General features: G+C 39.3%; 16 protein-coding genes. 5 read left to right on the forward strand and 11 right to left on the reverse strand.

Going from position 1 to position 18,374, the window contains the following annotated elements:
* Nucleotides 1-172 precede the first annotated feature (172 nt).
* From KVY11_RS10880 to KVY11_RS10905, 6 genes are all read right to left on the reverse strand, one after another.
* Nucleotides 173-1,099: a hypothetical protein gene (locus tag KVY11_RS10880; RefSeq protein ID WP_218288935.1), complete on the reverse strand. Its 927-nt coding sequence runs from the start codon at nt 1,097-1,099 to the stop codon at nt 173-175.
* Nucleotides 1,100-1,132: 33 nt separating this feature from the next.
* The gene (locus KVY11_RS10885; RefSeq protein ID WP_218288936.1) at nt 1,133-2,266 is read right to left on the reverse strand and encodes a toxic anion resistance protein; all 1,134 of its coding nucleotides are present in this window, start codon (nt 2,264-2,266) and stop codon (nt 1,133-1,135) included.
* Between the two features lie 19 nt (nt 2,267-2,285).
* On the reverse strand, nt 2,286-3,074 hold the full coding sequence (locus tag KVY11_RS10890) for a tellurium resistance protein (RefSeq protein ID WP_218288937.1): 789 nt from the start codon (nt 3,072-3,074) through the stop codon (nt 2,286-2,288).
* A 313-nt stretch (nt 3,075-3,387) separates the two neighbouring features.
* Entirely contained in the window at nt 3,388-3,792 is a 405-nt protein-coding gene (gene rnk, locus KVY11_RS10895) for a nucleoside diphosphate kinase regulator (RefSeq protein ID WP_004696044.1), read from the reverse strand.
* A 170-nt stretch (nt 3,793-3,962) separates the two neighbouring features.
* A complete protein-coding gene (gene glyA, locus KVY11_RS10900; protein ID WP_005400534.1) occupies nt 3,963-5,216 on the reverse strand; it encodes a serine hydroxymethyltransferase in 1,254 nt (417 codons plus the stop codon).
* A 156-nt stretch (nt 5,217-5,372) separates the two neighbouring features.
* Nucleotides 5,373-6,608, reverse strand: coding sequence for an alpha/beta fold hydrolase (locus KVY11_RS10905; protein WP_218288938.1), 1,236 nt, complete (start codon nt 6,606-6,608; stop codon nt 5,373-5,375).
* Nucleotides 6,609-7,094: 486 nt separating this feature from the next.
* Between KVY11_RS10905 and KVY11_RS10910 the strand changes: the two genes are divergently transcribed.
* Nucleotides 7,095-7,793, forward strand: coding sequence for an exonuclease domain-containing protein (locus KVY11_RS10910; RefSeq protein ID WP_218288939.1), 699 nt, complete (start codon nt 7,095-7,097; stop codon nt 7,791-7,793).
* Between the two features lie 89 nt (nt 7,794-7,882).
* A complete protein-coding gene (locus KVY11_RS10915) occupies nt 7,883-8,479 on the forward strand; it encodes a hypothetical protein (RefSeq protein WP_218288940.1) in 597 nt (198 codons plus the stop codon).
* A 341-nt stretch (nt 8,480-8,820) separates the two neighbouring features.
* Here the strand turns inward: KVY11_RS10915 and KVY11_RS10920 are convergent, their stop codons facing one another.
* Nucleotides 8,821-9,039 (reverse strand): hypothetical protein, encoded by a 219-nt coding sequence (locus KVY11_RS10920; RefSeq protein ID WP_004696033.1) that lies wholly within the window; start codon nt 9,037-9,039, stop codon nt 8,821-8,823.
* A 1,221-nt stretch (nt 9,040-10,260) separates the two neighbouring features.
* On the opposite strand from KVY11_RS10920, the gene KVY11_RS10925 reads away from it, so the two are divergent.
* Nucleotides 10,261-10,491: a DUF2171 domain-containing protein gene (locus KVY11_RS10925; protein WP_218288941.1), complete on the forward strand. Its 231-nt coding sequence runs from the start codon at nt 10,261-10,263 to the stop codon at nt 10,489-10,491.
* Nucleotides 10,492-10,639: 148 nt separating this feature from the next.
* On the opposite strand, the gene KVY11_RS10930 is transcribed toward KVY11_RS10925, so the two are convergent.
* On the reverse strand, nt 10,640-10,819 hold the full coding sequence (locus KVY11_RS10930) for a hypothetical protein (protein WP_218288942.1): 180 nt from the start codon (nt 10,817-10,819) through the stop codon (nt 10,640-10,642).
* Between the two features lie 321 nt (nt 10,820-11,140).
* On the opposite strand from KVY11_RS10930, the gene KVY11_RS10935 reads away from it, so the two are divergent.
* The gene (locus KVY11_RS10935; RefSeq protein ID WP_218288943.1) at nt 11,141-12,718 is read left to right on the forward strand and encodes a sensor domain-containing diguanylate cyclase; all 1,578 of its coding nucleotides are present in this window, start codon (nt 11,141-11,143) and stop codon (nt 12,716-12,718) included.
* A 118-nt stretch (nt 12,719-12,836) separates the two neighbouring features.
* Here KVY11_RS10935 and KVY11_RS10940 read toward each other — a convergent pair whose 3' ends face one another.
* Together KVY11_RS10940 and KVY11_RS10945 are read right to left on the reverse strand one after the other, a co-directional pair.
* Entirely contained in the window at nt 12,837-14,678 is a 1,842-nt protein-coding gene (locus KVY11_RS10940) for a monovalent cation:proton antiporter-2 (CPA2) family protein (RefSeq protein ID WP_218288944.1), read from the reverse strand.
* A 412-nt stretch (nt 14,679-15,090) separates the two neighbouring features.
* Complete coding sequence (locus tag KVY11_RS10945) at nt 15,091-15,951, reverse strand: DMT family transporter (RefSeq protein ID WP_218288945.1); 861 nt, start codon at nt 15,949-15,951, stop codon at nt 15,091-15,093.
* Nucleotides 15,952-16,078: 127 nt separating this feature from the next.
* Between KVY11_RS10945 and KVY11_RS10950 the strand changes: the two genes are divergently transcribed.
* Nucleotides 16,079-17,491 (forward strand): PLP-dependent aminotransferase family protein, encoded by a 1,413-nt coding sequence (locus KVY11_RS10950; RefSeq protein WP_218288946.1) that lies wholly within the window; start codon nt 16,079-16,081, stop codon nt 17,489-17,491.
* A gap of 33 nt (nt 17,492-17,524) precedes the next feature.
* On the opposite strand, the gene KVY11_RS10955 is transcribed toward KVY11_RS10950, so the two are convergent.
* Entirely contained in the window at nt 17,525-18,301 is a 777-nt protein-coding gene (locus KVY11_RS10955) for a class II aldolase/adducin family protein (protein WP_218288947.1), read from the reverse strand.
* Between the last annotated feature and the right edge of the window lie 73 nt (nt 18,302-18,374).

The following is an 18,374-nucleotide window of genomic DNA, read 5'->3' on the forward strand; positions in this document are numbered from 1 at the left end:
ATTGTTAAGCTCTCCAAAGCAGTCTGTAAAATTATTTAATAGAAGAATCATAGAGTAAATCTAAAAATAGATAAAACAGTTTGTTTTTATTTTAATAATCGGTTTTATAGATTTAAAGATATTCATCATAAAAAGTCCCACTACCCCGCAGGACTTTTTACGAAGTAAAAGCTTAAGATTCACTCTGCATCCGCAGTTCAATTCTTAGCGTTCTGGCCTTTAACTGACGTGTCAAACCAAACAACAAAAGACTTAGCACTGCCATCAGTAACATCAAGATAAGTGAGAAGAATTGCATGACCTTAGTGAACTGCGTTGCTTGCTGAACTTGCTTTTCTACACTTGCAGCCATCGGCGTGAGTGTTTTGCCATAGAGTTGATGCTGCATCGTCCATAACTGTTCAGGCTTAAACCCATATTCAATAAAATGTGAATCATTTTTTTCTGCTTGGACCAGAGCAAGCACATGCGGAATGGCTGCATTTTTATCGACAGGTTGATGTAACAATGCCGTCTGCGCAAGCAAATAATGTTTTACGGGCATTTGAATTTGAGACTGCTGCAAATACTGCGCTATTTCACTTTGCTGAATATTTTTATCGTAGTGTACGATTTGCTGAAAAGCCTCGCTTTCATCATCTTTTAAATCATATTGCACATAAGTCAGCCCTGACCAAAGCAGAATAAAGGCAATCAGCCATGCCACAAACTTCAGTATAAAAGATTGAAAACGTACATAGAAAAAATGAATTTTCCGTGCATAGTGCACCAGTATGAATGCTCCAATAAAAGACACCATAATCTTGAGTACAAGCCAACCAAACCATGACAGCAAATTCAGAAAATAATCTGGCTGTTGTCCAAGTGATGCTAAATTTGCATCGACACTCATGGGCATATGTAGTTGCTGTATTTCAGCGCTCAGTCCAAAAAAGCTATAGACAAAATCAGGTTGTAGAAAATAGCTAATGCTGGAGGCAATAAACAAGGCCGCACTCAACATACACCATAAACTCAGTTTACGTTGACGTTGTTTGAGTGCAACCACACCTTGTTCAATGTGCTGAGGCTGAACAACATACTCATCTAAGGAAGGCAAGCGCTTCTCCTCTATTGACCACCCACCTTGGCATTAAGATGGTGTCGTACGATTAGAACTTGAGTCTAAAACCAGTTGATTCAAATTGTCCTGCAAACTACGCAAACGTGTGGTTGCTTCCGCACGTTTCTGCATCCCTTCTTTTTGTATTTGAATCACATCATTTACTGTTTTAATGAGGGTGTTTTGTACATGTTCAAGCGTCTCAATATCAATCACTGAACGTTGATTGGCTTTTGCTGTATCTACTGAGTTTTGATGTAACAAATCGGCATTGCGCTTCAATAAGTCATTGGTCGCATCGTCAATGGTATTGGCCAACTGCACACTATTCTTCTGCTCATTTAAAGAAATCGCCAGACTAATTTGGTTTTTCCATGCAGGCAATGTGATGTTTTTAATCGCATAAAACTTATCAACCAACATCAAATTATTAGACTGAATAATACGAATCATCGGTAATGTTTGCATGGCTGATTGTTGTAAAACCTGCAAATCACTCACGCGTTTTTCCAAATTATTGGCTAAATGATTGAGGTCGTAAACTCTCTGTGTCGTGGTTTGATCTTGTGCATGTGAAGTCAGTGTTGAGATTTCCTGCTGAATTTCATCTTGTTTCAACTGACCAGCTGCGATATACACACCGAGCTGTTTATATTCACTTTGTACACCATTAAACATCCGATCTAGTGTATCAACACGTGCTTTTAAACCAGACTGCGATTTTTCAATTTCTTTCACCAAAGTATCTATCTGTTCTTTGGTGGTATTAAAGTGCATATCAATATTATTCTTTGCCCCTTTAATTTTACTCATCAAACCACCGAAGAAACCTGAATTTTTCTTTTTATTTAAGATACTTGAGGTATTGAGCTGTTGTGCAACTTGTACCACCTGATTCAGCTTTTGCCCTGTTTCATCCAAGTCTTTATTTTGAACCAAATTAAGCAATTCATCGGTATATCCAGAGGTTTGTGTCGCAATATTTTTACCATACTCCGCCACGGCGTTATGGTTGATTTCTGCCAACTCTTTCCGTGCTGCCAAGACTGCATTGAAGTCATCTTGTTGCAAGCCAATTTCTTGCAAATTTAACTGTTGAAACTTGTGTTCAATCACTTCAGTGGTTGGCTCTACCACAAGACTGTTTTGTTCTGAGTTGGTCATAATTCACCTAATCTATTTCTTAAAGTGTTGGTTTCTGTAGTGATTTTTTTAAGGTATGAATCAATTTTTCACGGCTATTATCGAGCTTTTCCAGTTCACTTGTCGAGCTTGATTGCTGCGATTGTTTGACATGATATTGCCATGCCGGGATCAAAACCTGCTGTGCCTCTTTATATCGGTCTAACAAACTCAATGAAAGCTGCTGAGACAACTGCATTTGCGTAATCGCAATATCATTACTGCTTTGCAAAGTCTGCAAGCTGTTTATTTTCTTGGACAAACGTTCTGCAAAATTATCTAAAGGATGTGCATTCTTCACAAATTTAGGATATTCCAGTAAAAATGCTTCAGCGGCAGATATATATTTGGCCATTTGCTCACGTAAACCAGTGAGCTGCTGATAACGTGCTTGCGATTTTTGAATTTCGATTTGTAATTTTTGACTGAGATGATTGGCTCGATCCAGTAATTGATCCAGTTTTTTATAGTATTCAACTTGGGTTGAACCATATTCAATATCAATCCCAAGCCACTTTTGCAGCTCATTAAATTTGCGCTTCTTCAGGTATTTTTTTGAGTCAGCCAGTGACTGGATCAGTTGCTCAATGGTCTGGCTCAACTGTAAAGTGAGCTGCGGGTCCACTCCATTTAACAGCACAGACTGTGCTTGAATGACACCATCTGCATAATGATTGAGACGATATTGATCGTTCAGCAACGGAACCAAATCATTACGCTGGATACTTAAAAGTTCATCTGAATTGACTGGTATATCCCTTAAAGGAACAAGAACGTCAATTTGTGCCATAGTGCTTTAACCCAATAAAGAAATTGAATAAAATCATTTTTATAGTACAGCTTTTATATTAAATAACATGTAGATTTTTGCAAAAATGCTGTGACATCTTTTGTCCCGTAAAAATTATCATGAAGGTTATATCAGTTATTCAGTACTCTATTCGTACTATGACCCAAACCTATTGAGTAGAAATAAAAGATCCAATCAATACATACTCTGTTTTTATATTCTGTGGAGTTACAATCCTTTATGAAACAAAACGCATATTTGAAGTCATAAAAAAGCCATGATCAACATGGCTTTAAAATGGGGTGTTTCGAAATTATAAATAATCGCCTTCACGCTCAGGTTGATAAACCACTTTTTCAATTTTGACTTTCATCATTTGACCATCTGGCTGCGGCCATTCAATTTCTTGACCTTCAGCTAAGCCAAGAATTGCTGCACCAATTGGGGCTACAACATTGACCTGTCCCTTCTCGCCTTTAAAATCATGCGGATAAACCAAAGTAATTTCAGATGCTTCTGTAGATGGCGCAATGGTCAGTAAAACTTTTGCATTCATCGTTACCACATTGGCAGGCATATCTTGTGGAGCAACAACATCGGCGCGTGCCAATTCTTCTTCAAGCAACTGCATGGTCGGTGTAAGTTTAGGCTGATGTTCTAACATCGTTTCTAAACGATGAAGATCCTGCTCAGAAATGATAATTGCTGGGTTTGCCATGTGCTGCATTCCTATTTGAATACGGTATGAATAAAATTCTTATTAAAAATAATTTATTAGCCTATAACTTCTGTTATATCAGAAATGCAGTCTAAATTACATTTCAACTGATTTTGATTTTTTAATGCTATAAAAAAAGCCCCCTTGAGGGGGCTTTCTCAAGTCAGAACTTAGTTTGCGTAAACAGGGAATTTCGCACAAACAGCTTCAACTTTCGCTTTAACAGCGTTAATCACAGCTTCGTCACCTTTGCTGTCTAGGATATCAGCGATCCAGCCAGCAAGTTCACGTACTTCAGCTTCGCCGAAACCACGAGTCGTCACAGCCGGTGTACCAATACGGATACCAGAAGTCACAAACGGTGAGCGTGGGTCATTTGGTACAGCATTTTTGTTCACAGTAATGTGAGCTGCACCTAACCATGCATCTGCTTCTTTACCTGTTACATCTTGCTTAATAAGAGATAACAAGAACAAGTGGTTTTCTGTACCGCCAGAAACGATGTCATAACCACGAGCAATAAGAACTTCAGCCATTGCTTGAGCGTTCTTCACCACTTGTTGTTGGTAAACTTTGTATTCAGGAGCCATTGCTTCTTTAAAACAAATAGCTTTAGCCGCTACAGCATGAACCAATGGACCACCTTGGTTGCCAGGGAATACAGCTGATTGTAATTTTTTCTCAATTTCTTCGTTTGCTTTTGCAAGGATTAAACCTGAACGTGGGCCACGAAGTGTTTTGTGTGTAGTGGTTGTTGTTACGTCAGCAATCTGAACTGGGCTTGGGTAAACACCAGCAGCAACTAAACCAGCAACGTGAGCCATATCTACAAATAGGTAAGCACCAACTTTATCCGCGATGTCACGGAAACGCTGCCAATCTACAATTTGGCTATAAGCAGAGAAACCAGCTACGATCATACGTGGCTTGTGCTCAATTGCTAAACGTTCAACTTCTTCGTAATCAATTTCGCCTGTTTCAGGGTTTAAACCGTACTGAATTGCGTTATATGTTTTCCCAGAAAAACTTACTTTAGCACCGTGAGTCAAGTGACCACCGTGAGCCAAACTCATACCCAAAACAGTGTCGCCCGGGTTAAGAAGAGCTAAGTAAACAGCAGAGTTTGCTTGTGAACCCGCATGTGGTTGAACGTTTGCGTAATCTGCACCGAAAAGTTCTTTAGCACGGTCAATCGCTAATTGTTCAATCACGTCTACATATTCACAACCGCCGTAGTAGCGTTTGCCTGGGTAGCCTTCAGCATATTTGTTTGTAAGTTTTGAACCTTGCGCTTCCATTACTGCTGGAGAGCAATAGTTTTCAGAAGCAATCAGTTCGATGTGCGCTTCTTGGCGAGCATCTTCATTTGTGATTGCTTGCGCGATTTCTGGATCAAATTCAGCAATTGAGATATTGGCAAACATTAGCGAGGTCCTATGAAATTAGGGCTTTTAAGCCGTGCTAAGATTGGCGCGTATTGTAGCATGAAGTTTATAAATTTCGAGAACGAACTTTACGCAGTTTTAAATAAAAAATCGCTCATGAAGCAGAACTCCATGAGCGATTTGAGTCAAAGCAAATTACTGAATTGGCATGAGAGTTTTGACATCGGTCAGAATATTAGGAATATTTAACGCATAAGCTGAACCATGATCCCATGTTGCCTCTGTTCTATATGAAATTGATGAGTTTTTTGCAGCCTCAGTACTCAATAAAAGATCTGTTGCCTGAATTGGAACTGTAGCATCTGCTGCACCTTGATAAATAATGATAGGCGTGCTGATTTTAGTTTTTAAAGGCTGTGAACCATTGGCTAGAAAATCTTTTACTATAGGAATACTGGTCATAAAATCAGGTTGGGTACGAGGATAACCATTAATAGAATTATTATTTAAAAATGCATATTGACCCATTGCCAAGCCAAATTTATTCCCTAAAACAGTATAACAATCTGATTCAGCGTTTTCGGCAATTTGATTTGTAGGCGTTTTAAAAACTTGGAAATACTGTAAATTTGGATTCTGATTACGTAAACCTGCTGTAATCAGTGCGGTAAAGGTATCTAAAGAAGCAAGCGTTTCTATCTTATCATTTACGTCAGGCTGTGCTGCTGCTTTCAGTTCTCCTGCAGTTAAAATAAAAGATAAATTCGAAGCAGGTGCAACAGCGACTGTGCCTTTATAGTCCAATTGAGCTCTAGACTGATATTGCGCAGCGCCCAGTGCCGCATGACCACCTTGTGAGTGACCAACCGTCATCCATTGATTAGAAACCTTAGCGCCTAAATAGTTACGCGTAGCAACCACCGCATCCGTAATTGAAAAGGCCTCACTTTTGACATTTAAGAATGGATGTAATTGATCGGCTGTTGGTTCACCCAAGCCTTCATAATCAGGAGCAACAACCACATACCCAGACGCTAAGAAGCCATCTATCATCCCTTTAACATACGTATTCAATGGAATACGGCTTGGCGCACAGGCATCTGCAACACCCGTTGTACCATGTGCCCACACCACAATCGGCCAACCTTTGGCAGGTACTGCAGTTTTAGGAGTAAAAACCAAAGCTGTCGTTTGTACTTCCCGATTATGGACACCTAACATCTTATAAGTCATGACTACACTTTCACCAGCGGTAGCTGACATATCTGTAGCTGTATATGCTGTTGGCGTAGTTACGACTGGATTAACAATATTGTTTTTAGGAATCCCGTCATCTACACCAACAGAAGTTGAATCGCCATCCCCTCCTCCACAGGCTGTTAAAACAAGCACAGAACTACTGACGAACACGGCCAATATATGTTTTTTCATCTTAAAATTCCTTAATGACATTTTTTCTTGTTGTAACGATTCAAATCACTTGAATACATTAATGATTTACGCCTCAAAATGACGCATGGCAATACCAGTTACGAGAATGATACAAAGTGAACATTGTCTGCAAGTGAGCACTTACCATTGTTATAAAAACTGGTCATTGGAACTTAAAATAAATCCTGATCCCACAACTGAATTCAGGCATTAAGCTCTAGCCTTTGTTTGAACCGAATCCCAAAGAATTATTTTAATGTTAAGCAATCATTTTCCTTTTCAACCTGCCTAAATAAATCGACAAGTAGCTTCCAACTTTTCCCTTGCTTAATAAAGTCTGATCTCTAATCACCTAGCTTCACCAGATGATTTAAACAACATCACCGCACAAAATCAGCGAATAAACCACAAATCTGGCAGTCATAGGCTGTCTTGATAGTCTTGGAAATGATAAATTTATTCAGCTTTTAATTTTCGGATATGCACATGCAAGCCATTATTCTCGACACAGAAACCCATACTCTAAATGGTCAACCCATTGAGATTGCATATGCACCGATTGAAATTGCAAATGGCAAATTAAGCCTAGACAAAAGCCAAGTATTTGATCAGCTCTATGCCGTCGATGAACCGATCTCATTCGCAGCGATGGCTGTGCATCATATTTTAGAGTCAGACCTAGTTGGGAAGCCTCACTATACGACCTTTAAACTACCTACCGAAACGCAGTACATCATTGGTCATAATATTGATTATGATATTCGTGCTATCGAAAAATGTGGTGTCGATACTTCTCATATTAAAGCAATTTGTACACTCGCACTTGCACGTTTGGTCTGGCCTGATGCTGAAGCCCACAATATTTCGGCACTCATTTATATGATTTCAAAAGGCAGTCAAAAAGCCCGTGAAATGATTAAAAAAGCCCATCGTGCCGATATGGATATTATTTTAACGGCCAATATTTTAATGCATGTGGTTCATCAATTAAAAATAAACAGCATGGAGCAATTATTTGCTGTCTCTGAAGATGCTCGTGTTCCGCGAGTCATTAATTTTGGCAAGCATCGCGGAACAGCGATTGCCGAACTCCCTGCTGACTATATTCAGTGGTTAATGCGTCAAGATGAACTCGATCCGTACTTACGTAAAGCTTTAGAAAATACGAGCATTAAAACGCTCTAAAATGTATTGTCATAAATTCTTAATATTGTTGTAATTTTCAGCCTGTATGTTCAGCCTTAATTTATTTGTTCGGGGGAGTAAATTAAGGTATGAATCATTATCAAAAAACAGCATTAGGTTTAGATGCTTTACAACAACGTCATATCCCACTCAATGCACGTCAAAGACGACTATTGGTTTTAATTGGTACAGAAGATTTTGAACAATTGGCTGACCAGTTCAAACAACGCATTGCAACGCCTGAAATCCTCGAACAATTAATTGAATTAGGTTTAATTCATTATACACAAACATCTCATGCCCCTAGCCCAATAAAGCCTTCATCGGAGGCTCAATCATCGACGTCTGTACTCGAAAATAGTCAGAATAACGTCAATCCAATAGATTTAAACAGCAAAGCGCAGCCCCCTACACCACCCGCTCCTACACAAAGCCCTGCCCCACCACTTAAAGCTTATAGCTTTGAAGAAACACGCGATTTGATGATGAGCTTATTACAACGTTATTGTGGCTTAATGGCAAAACAACTTATTCTTCAAATTCAATCGGCGACAGATTTACACAGTCTCAAACGCTGCCAAATGCAATGGATTACGACGTTACAGGAAAGTCGAATAGAACCCGTAGTACTCAACCAACACTTACAACAGATCAATCACTCACTGTTGCGTTTGCAGGCAGCTTAAATAAATAGATTCAAAGGATAATAATTGAGTCTTTTTCGGCCTTAGTTAAGATTTAAAGACTACGAGTTTGATTAGCAATCTATTGTTTTATCATTCAGGCAATAAATCTTAATGTCTTTCATCGACTTTTTCAGACTTTGGCACCATGGTTACTTGAACCATTCGTCTAACAACTTGATAAATAGAAACTATGTGTGAAGTGATAAGCTGATTTTATTTTATGACCTTCAAGATAATCGCTCAAAAAAATTTATCTCTTATATACTGCAATGGGATAACTTAACTTGATATAGATCGCCCATAAAAAAAGCCCATGTAAACATGGGCTTTTTTCAATAGGGTTAATCAACAACTCGGTATATATTTTCCGTTTGTCGACTTTCAAATAACAGTTCAATACTAGGCAGAATCACTTCACCATCAACAACGATATGTTCAATTCGTTTAAACAAATCCAAACGTTCTGCTTCGGAGTTTTCAGGGACTTGTCTTAACTGGGCCTTCACATTATACGTTTGACTGTACTGGTCCTTTACCTTTACATCTACAAGCTGAGTCATAGTCATTTTCCTTTTCTTTTTTTAGCTCTGCTTAATCTTATAGCACAAGTTTTTTCCAACACAGCCCCTAGAGTTGTTAGAATTTATCGCAATGTTAATTTATATAAATATTTTCAAAATCATAACTATAAATCATAAACTTAAATCAAATATGATTAACAACTGAGATACATAGTCATATTTTTTCACATAAAAAAAGCTCGCATTTCTGCGAGCTTTTCTATGTTGGAAGGCTAGTGCTGATTTATTGTTTGAACATTTTGTATCAAACTCAACGAGCTGTCATTGATCCGTCCAACTACATCGTAGCGTCTTAGTTATAGACCTACTGTAAGTACAATATAAAAGCATTTTTCACTATCGACAAGGGCTTATGACATTTCGAAACAACTATACAAATAAAAGCCAATTGATATTTTTTAAAAATGCGAAATGATGCTGAAGGCTAAATCTAGATAACCGCTCGGCATCAAATCAAGTAAATCACACATTCATCCTAAGAATTCTTTTCCATCTTAGTTCAATCCATTTTAAGTAATTTATATCGGTATTGTCGCAATACAAAACTAAACTCATTTATCAAAACTGATTTGTTTAATTATAGTTTTGAACTTTAGCGTTGGTTACGTCTTTCGGCTTGCAAACAGCAGATCAGCAGACTGCTCTACTCTATTTTTACTGTAAGAAGAAATAAGGGATCGATATCCACAACACCACAAAAATGGGCTATAGTTTGTTCATCTGCTATAGGAGACCTTTGATTATCAACGTAACTAGTGTTCTTGGAAAAAATACAACCTATCGCAATTTAAACGATTGGTGCAAATGGCGGTTGTCAGGCCGGTGTAATTGGCGTCAATGTATATATTGGCCAAATGTCTGTATTATCAATCATGTTGAAATTGGCTATAATACCGCGATCAGTGCAGATAATGTGCTTACCTAAATATTCCTAACAAAACAAAAGCTGTAGGCAATTATAAAAAATTCATTCATGATAATAATACTGAAAATTCAATAAACAAAAACTGGATAAATTGCAACCAAAACCACATCAAATCCATTTAATACCGTAAAAATAAAACAAAGCCTGACATTTTTTATACTCCGTAAATTTTAATACATAATATGTTGCTGTTACATTTCAAATATCCATGGATACGAGAAATTAGGTTAGGGTAAATCTTCGCTTTTGTTCAATGAATAAGATAGAGGTACATCATGACCACGATTAATATTTCGGACATTAAAGAACACTCTAGTGTAATTGCTATATGTGGAACTAAAGTTGGAGATGTTGACCACATTGAAGGCAAAGAGATTCAACTCACCAAACATGGCGATGGGAAACACCATATTATCCCAAGTGCATGGGTAAGAGAAATTCGAGAGGATCAAGTCCTTTTAAATAAAGATGCCCAAGAAATTAAAGATAATTGGATTGAAGCATAGATTCAAAGAATTACAAATCTACCAGCTTTTGGGCTGGTAGTTTCATATGAAGTACACACTAAGTAGATACAAAGAACATAATGTCCATCACAGTTCGATCAATATTCATTTATAGCAAAGGTATAAAATTCACTCAATTACAACATTCTTAATCTTTAAAAGGATTTGAAACTTTATCTTTAAGACTTAACCAAACCAAAAAGGCCATAATAAATATAAGTAATCCAATCACAACAAAGAATGTTTCGCCCACAGCAAAACCTGTAATGAGTGCCCCTAAGCCGATTAATGATAATAAAATGACCAATCCGATGCCTAAGACATTCATGTTTGTTCTCCAATGACCGAAATAATAAAGATCTCATTATTGCGTTTAGGCATGTCAATTTAATGTTGTTTTCATTAAACTTTAATAGTAATTTTGATTGATTATGCGCTATTGTGTACTATTCATATTATCTTAATGAAAACTAATGTAATTTTTATAGAGAATTTTCATATAATAATATGAAGCTTCTCTATACTTAGAAAAATATTAGCTAGAAGATTAGATCAATTTTCACGCAGATTAATTCCAATCATGAGAATTGAGCTTTTACAAGCGGCACAACAAAACTTTAAAAAATCTGTACTTGTCTTGGGGGCATGAGTGATCAAGAAATCTGTTTTTCATAGTCTGGATTTACAAAAACTTATTTTGATTTTAATTATTGGCTGTGTTTCAAGCTTATTTCTAATTTCAATTTTTGTATTGAACTATGTCATCAAGGAACAGTTAACCGAGAACTCTTTAGCGGCCAATCAACGCTATGCTTCAAAGATTGCATTTAGTACCGATAAATATTTTGAAAGTATGTTGAGTGAGCTACGCTACAGTGCTCAAATTGTTGGTCAAGATTTCTCAAATCAACAGGTTTTAAAAGCTGAAGTTATTCGCCTTAAAAATCAATCACAAAAATTCAATTCGATCACAATTGTAGATAAGAATGCTTTTATTTTGGAACATTCACCTCAGACCATACATGTTGATCCAAAAAAACAATATAAGACCCCAGGTATTACCGAAGCATTAAAACTAAAGAAAACCTATATTTCCTCTCCATACAAGGGCTTGTCAAACAATTTGATTGTACTAATTGCTCAGCCTATTTTTAATCGTCAAAATGAATTTTTGGGTATAGTGACGGGCACAATCTATTTAAACAAAGAAAATTTGGTAAGTGAACTGTTAACGACGACTTATTCTTACAAAAAGAGCTACACCTATGTTATTGATAATAAAAATAAAATAATATTCCACCCAGATAAATCACGTATAGGAGATTCATTAAAAAATAATACAGGAATGCAATATATTAGATCGCACTCCACTGGAAAGATTGCTCTGGTCAATAGTAAAGGGATCGAAAACCTAGCGGGCTTTGCAGTAATTCCAAGTGTGAATTGGATTGTCGTATCGCAACAACCAACGTTAGAATTATTAAGCCAAGCAAACTCGATCATCGTTAAAGTAACACTGGCTATGCTCGGTTTCTATTTGCTTTTGTTCATATTTGTGTGGAAGCTATCATACTTGATTTCATCACCACTCAATAAGCTTGCACAAATGGCCAGCATGCTGACTCGCCCAAATATTGATCAAGACATTAAAAACATCGATCCATGGTATTTTGAAGCTTTACGCTTTCGCACCGCTCTCTTGCTCAGCTCCAAACATTTTAAAGATGAAATTGCAGAGCTTAAACAACACGTGAACACCGATCCGCTGACGGGGCTTTATAACCGCCGCGGTATGAAACTGTTTTTAAATGAATTAGAAGCAACCAATACACCTTTTTCGGTACTGACATTGGACATAGATCACTTCAAAGCAGTGAATGATAGTTATGGACATAATCAAGGCGATTACGTGTTGAAAAAGTTGGCTTCTCATATGAAAAGTAACTTTCGTCAACATGATGTGTGCTGCCGAGTCGGTGGAGAAGAATTTATTGTTTTTGTAGTACACGAAGATCCAAAGATTGCCTATATAGCAGCCGAACGGCTTCGTATAACAGTAGCACAAAGCTACATACACCCGATTGGAACGATCACTGTTTCAATTGGCATTGCCTCTTGGCCTCAAGACTCTGAGGATATCCAAGAGGTGATTAAACTTGCGGATCAAAAACTCTATCAAGCCAAAAATGACGGTCGAAATTGTATCCGTTCAACGTCATCGAATTGATACCAATTTTATTCACTATAAAGTTAGGCCAAATCATGCAGTGCTTTCAAATCCATCTGTTCAAAAATGAAAAGGACTAAAATAGTCCTTTTCATTCAAGATGATAAAAATCATACTTTTAAGTTCTATCATCCACCTCACTCATTTTTTCTAGTTCTGCATCATTTAATAATTGCCCTGTATGTTGCGGCTTAATCAAGGGTGCAGTCGGACGCGGGTTGCGCTGGGTATATTGTATACCTATGCCCGCTTTGACATCATCAGCTGCAACTTCCGTTTCAAAACGTTGCTGATCTAAAGCTCGGATATCCTCACTTACCTGCTGAATTTCATCCTGACTTGCACCCAGTTGCTGCAAGGTCAGTTGACCTAAAGCCAATGCAGACTCAAAGGTTTCTCGAACCATCAAACTGACATTTTTCTTGGACAAATACAGCGCGTGTTCACGGTCATAGGAACGAACAATCAGCTTAGCCAAAGGAAATTCAGCATTCACCAACTCTACAATTTTATTAATCGTTTCTTTGTGGTCAACACAGACTAAAATTGCTTCTGCGGTATCTGCCCCTGAGGCATGTAAAATATCTAAACGACATCCATCGCCATAGTAGACATCAAAACCAAATTTTTCTGCATTTTGGATCATGTTGACGTCATTATCAATAATGGTCACATCCACACTACGTGCCAATAACAGCTGACTGGCCACTTGACCAAAACGACCAAACCCAATCATCAATACTTTACCCGTTAAGCCATCGGCAACCCTGACCTGATCAAGTGAGCTTTCATCCTGTTCAAGGGTAAAGCGTTTAAACAGCACACCAATGATTGGCGTTAACACCATAGATAATACGACAATCGCGGTTAAATTCGACTTGATGGTATTGTCAATAATTTGAGCTGTCGTCGCGGCACTAAACAATACAAAGGCAAACTCGCCCCCCTGCGCCATCAGTAATGCACGATCTAAAGCTTCGGGATGATTACTCTTGGTCAAACGTGCGACCACATAGATCATCAGCGCTTTGGTCAACATCAACGCAATGACACCACTGACAATTAACGGCCAATTTTGTCTGACCACTGCCAAGTCCAAAGACATCCCGACACCCAAGAAGAATAAGCCGAGTAATAAGCTTCGAAAGGGTTCAATATCCGCTTCAATTTGGTGTCGGAAAGTCGATTCGGACAGTAACACTCCCGCTAAAAATGCGCCCAGTGCCATGGATAAACCACTGAGTTGCATCAGCAATGCCGCGCCCAATACCACCAATAACGCCGCAGCAGTCATCACTTCACGTGCTTTAGCAGCAGCTAAAATTTTAAATAATGGATTGAGTAACCAATGCCCTGCAACAATTAATCCCGCGATCGCCAACAGTCCAATGCCAATCCCTTGTAAATTGATAGATGAGCTTTCCGCTGCTTGATTGGGTGCCATAAAGGCAACCAATGCTAATAAGGGAACGATCAATAAGTCTTCAAACAATAAGATCGCAACGATCTTTTGACCACGTCGTTGATGCAGCTCTCCACGATCATTTAACAGTTGCATCACAATCGCAGTCGACGTCAGAACAAAGCCCGCGGCACCAATGAACGCAATTTTCCAGCTAAAGCCAAACAACATGCCCATACCCGTTAAGGCAATGACTGAAATAAGGATTTGCAAACTGCCCAATCCAAAAATTTCTTTCCTCAAACTCCATAAGTGCGAAGGCTGCATCTCCAATCCGATGATAAAGAGATACATCACGATGCCGAGTTCAGCAATATGTAAAATGGCTGTGGGATTGTTAAAAAAGGCAAAACCAAATGGCCCAATAATCAATCCAGCAATTAAGTAGCCTAATATCGAACCGAGACCAATACGTTTAAAAATAGGGACAGCAATGACCGCTGCACTCAACAGTACAACAGGTCCAACTAGTCCCAGTGAATCTACTTCTGCACTCATTTTGTTCTCATCTTGGTTGTTGGCAATCCATGCCAATTTCACGCTATTTTAATTTTATTCATTAAGGTCTATGTCAGTACGGATAAAACTTCTCAGCTGTGATCTTTTCGCTCTGCATGTCCGAAGGCTTATCATCAACACTCAACATGCTGCGAATTAAGCATGGCTGGACCAGCCTATGTTTAAAACTATATACAGCATTGTTGCTATACAGCAAGATTTTATTCGAGGAATAAAAAAACACCTCACTATTTATGAACAGAAGATAATCAAGAGCAGATTTTTATAACAGATAGATACTTAACAATAGTGTTTAGTAAGATTCTATCGTCAAAGATAAATTGGATCTTTGACGATATAGAGATGACATTCGGAATTATACTCCATCAAGATAAAGTAGAACGTCGTATGTTCAAGCATATTTTCTCGCCCCAGCCACACAAACAATGGCTGCCAAAGTGACGACCAACATCATCCAACTCACGCTTTCATGTAGTAATAGAGCGGCAAGTGCAAGACCCATAAAGGGTTGGAATAATTGCAGTTGACCAACAGATGCAATGCCGCCTTGTGCTAATCCTCGATACCAAAACACAAAACCCAGCAACATGCTAAAGACAGAAACATAAGCCAGTCCTATCCATGCGGCTGTACTGACATTCTGAAATGAAACAGGCATGCTCCATAATACTATTGGCAACATCACTGGTAACGAGAGCAGTAAAGCCCAACTAATGACTTGCCAACCGCCCAGTGTTCGCGAAAGTTTTGCTCCCTCTGCATAGCCTAATCCGCATAGAATAATTGCTGCCAGCATGTATAGGTCGCCTGTCCATGCAGTACTCATCTCTCCAAGTGCAGCATAGCCCGCTACAAAAATGGCTCCCATTACTGAAAACAACCAAAAAAGTGGCTTGGGCCGTTCACCTCCGCGTAGAACTGCAAAAATTGCAGTACTAATAGGTAATAATCCTAAGAAAACGATGGAATGAGCAGAACTTACATGCTGTAGGGCCAAAGCGGTTAAGAGTGGAAATCCGATGACCACGCCCAATGCACTGACTGCAAGTGCAGGTATGTTTGAAGCGGTCGGGCGTGCTTGGCGAAGTAACACCAGAAAAAATAATCCTAATAACGCTGCAATTGTGGCCCGTGCACTGGTTAAAAAGATGGGGCTAAAATCGGCAACGGCGACCCGTGTTGCAGGTAAAGAGCCCGCAAAAATAGCGACACCGATTAATCCGTTTACCCAGCCGCTGGTTGCCTGTTTCATGGCGTGATTCTCTTATCGTTAATCGCTCAAGTTGAACATAGACCACATGTTTGAATCGAGATACAATCCAGTACAATAAATAAAAACTGTTATGTATAAAAAGCTCATACAGTTTAGGAGAAATGGAATGCGTAGCCAAACTCGAATTGATGCAGTTATGAATGAAATTAGACTCAAAATTAGTTCACGCACTTATCTCCCCAGCCATCGCCTTCCCTCTGTGCGCCAACAAGCACGTACATTAAAGGTCTCTGTTTCAACCGTTGTCGAAGCCTATGAACGTTTAATGGCCGAAGGCATCATTCTGTCTAAACCTGGATCAGGCTTTTATGTATCTGGCCCTGTCGCGCCACTGGCTTTAGCCCAAATGGGGCCTCAGCTAGATCGAGAGGTCGATCCTTTATGGGTGTCTCGACAAGCCTTGGATACAGATCACAGCACACTCAAACCGGGATGCGGCTGGTTACCACCCGAATGGTTATATGAGACCGGTGTTCGACGTGCTCTGCGTAGCATGGCAAAAGCAGATAGCTTAGAACTGGTGGAATATGCAACAGCAGCAGGACATCCTGAACTGCGACAATTAATTTCTCGTCGTTTAATTCACATTGGCATTGAAGCTTCGCCTGAACACATCATGCTCACCGAGTCTGGCACGCAAGCTATTGATTTGATCTGTCGTTTTTTATTAGAGGCTGGCGATACTGTCATTGTTGATGACCCTTGTTATTTTAATTTTCATGCGCTGCTCAAAGCCCACCGAATCAATATTGTGAGTGTACCGTATACTCCCAATGGTCCAGATTTGGAGATCTTTCAGTCAGTTTTAGCTGAACACTCACCACGGCTGTATATCACCAACTCAGGCATACACAACCCAACGGGTGCTGTACTTTCCCCCGTCACGGCGCATCGCTTACTTAAATTGGTCGATCAAACCAATTTGGTCATTGTGGAAGATGATATTTTTGCCGACTTTGAACATACCCCTTCCCCACGACTGGCTGCTTTTGATGGACTCAATCGTGTCATTCAAGTTAGTAGTTTTTCAAAAACGATTTCAGCCTCTTTGCGCTGTGGCTATATTGTGGCCAAAAATGAGTGGATTGAAAATCTAATCGATTTAAAGATCGCCACCTCTTTTGGTGGTGGCCGACTTGCCGCCGATATGGTGCTGATTGCCTTAAAAGACAGTGGCTATCGTAAGCATATGGAAACAGTGCGCTTACGCCTTGCCCATGAAATGCAAAAGGTCATCACTCAGCTCGAAGCTTTAAATATTCACCCGTGGCTAGTCCCACAAGCGGGCATATTCCTCTGGTGTAAACTTCCCGACGGTTTCGATGCTGCGATTATTGCGCGAGAGTGTTTAAAACATGGCGTTGTTTTAGCACCAGGAAATGCGTTTAGCCAATCCTTAAATGCACAGAATTTCTTACGCTTCAATGTCGCACAATCGGTAGATCCGCATATTTTCGAAACGCTCAAAAATGTGTTAGCTCAACAGCAAAAACTCAGCAGAATAAAAGCCTCTACTTAGAAATAGAGGCTTTTATTAAAATGGTTGAATGGCTTATGAACAATACTCGTCGCGTTGATGCTCAATTAAAGACAGCGCGGCATTCCATGCTTTCAGCATCACCATTTCAATCAATTCACTTTCAAACTGTTGAGCCGTATGTTGACGTACAGCTTCAGACGGAAGATGAAGCTCTGCTCCTCCCGCCATCGCCTTGATCTGCGCTTGGCATGCGCGTTCAAGGAAATAGATCTCGTGGAAAGCACGTTGAATTGAATCCCCTATCGATAGCAAACCATGATTGCGTAAAATCATGACTCGGTTGTGCCCCAAGTCTTTCACTAGACGCTCACGTTCTTCGGTTAATAACGCCACCCCTTCATATTCGTGATAGCTGACTTTGTTATAAAACTTCAAAGCATGTTGAGACAAAGGTAATAAACCGTGTTTTTGTGCAGACACTGCAATGCCGTCTGCGGTATGCGTATGAATCACGCAGTGCACATCTTTACGTGCATCATGGATCGCGGAGTGAATCACAAAACCTGCAGTATTGACCAGTTTGCCCTGATCATAATCTGCAATAATATTGCCTGCATAATCAATTTTAACCAAATGCGAAGCCGTCATTTTTTCAAAGGGAATGCCATATTGATTAATCAGAAAATGACCGTCTTCGTCGGGTACGCGTAGACTAATATGCGTATCAATTAAATCGGTCATGCGGAAGTGCGCAATTAGACGGTACAACCCCGCAAGCTGACAACGAGCATCCCATTCTTTTTCGGACACGACATCTTTTAGACTTTTCATCGCATGTAAACTGGTCATTTGTTATCCCTATTATCTCTATCCATTAAAGTTAACACTGAGCTTGAAGGAAAAAGTCAAACCCTGCTTAAGT

The sequence above is a fragment of the Acinetobacter sp. CWB-G5 genome, assembly GCF_019209785.1.
GTDB lineage: Bacteria > Pseudomonadota > Gammaproteobacteria > Pseudomonadales > Moraxellaceae > Acinetobacter > Acinetobacter johnsonii.

Coding starts and splice junctions, on each gene's coding strand:
- KVY11_RS10885 (WP_218288936.1), bottom strand. CDS start 2,266: ATGACCAACTCAGAACAAAACAGTCTTGTGGTAGAGCCAACCACTGAA.
- KVY11_RS10890 (WP_218288937.1), bottom strand. CDS start 3,074: ATGGCACAAATTGACGTTCTTGTTCCTTTAAGGGATATACCAGTCAAT.
- rnk (WP_004696044.1), bottom strand. CDS start 3,792: ATGGCAAACCCAGCAATTATCATTTCTGAGCAGGATCTTCATCGTTTA.
- glyA (WP_005400534.1), bottom strand. CDS start 5,216: ATGTTTGCCAATATCTCAATTGCTGAATTTGATCCAGAAATCGCGCAA.
- KVY11_RS10905 (WP_218288938.1), bottom strand. CDS start 6,608: ATGAAAAAACATATATTGGCCGTGTTCGTCAGTAGTTCTGTGCTTGTT.
- KVY11_RS10910 (WP_218288939.1), top strand. CDS start 7,095: ATGCAAGCCATTATTCTCGACACAGAAACCCATACTCTAAATGGTCAA.
- KVY11_RS10915 (WP_218288940.1), top strand. CDS start 7,883: ATGAATCATTATCAAAAAACAGCATTAGGTTTAGATGCTTTACAACAA.
- KVY11_RS10920 (WP_004696033.1), bottom strand. CDS start 9,039: ATGACTCAGCTTGTAGATGTAAAGGTAAAGGACCAGTACAGTCAAACG.
- KVY11_RS10925 (WP_218288941.1), top strand. CDS start 10,261: ATGACCACGATTAATATTTCGGACATTAAAGAACACTCTAGTGTAATT.
- KVY11_RS10930 (WP_218288942.1), bottom strand. CDS start 10,819: ATGAATGTCTTAGGCATCGGATTGGTCATTTTATTATCATTAATCGGC.
- KVY11_RS10940 (WP_218288944.1), bottom strand. CDS start 14,678: ATGAGTGCAGAAGTAGATTCACTGGGACTAGTTGGACCTGTTGTACTG.
- KVY11_RS10945 (WP_218288945.1), bottom strand. CDS start 15,951: ATGAAACAGGCAACCAGCGGCTGGGTAAACGGATTAATCGGTGTCGCT.
- KVY11_RS10950 (WP_218288946.1), top strand. CDS start 16,079: ATGCGTAGCCAAACTCGAATTGATGCAGTTATGAATGAAATTAGACTC.
- KVY11_RS10955 (WP_218288947.1), bottom strand. CDS start 18,301: ATGACCAGTTTACATGCGATGAAAAGTCTAAAAGATGTCGTGTCCGAA.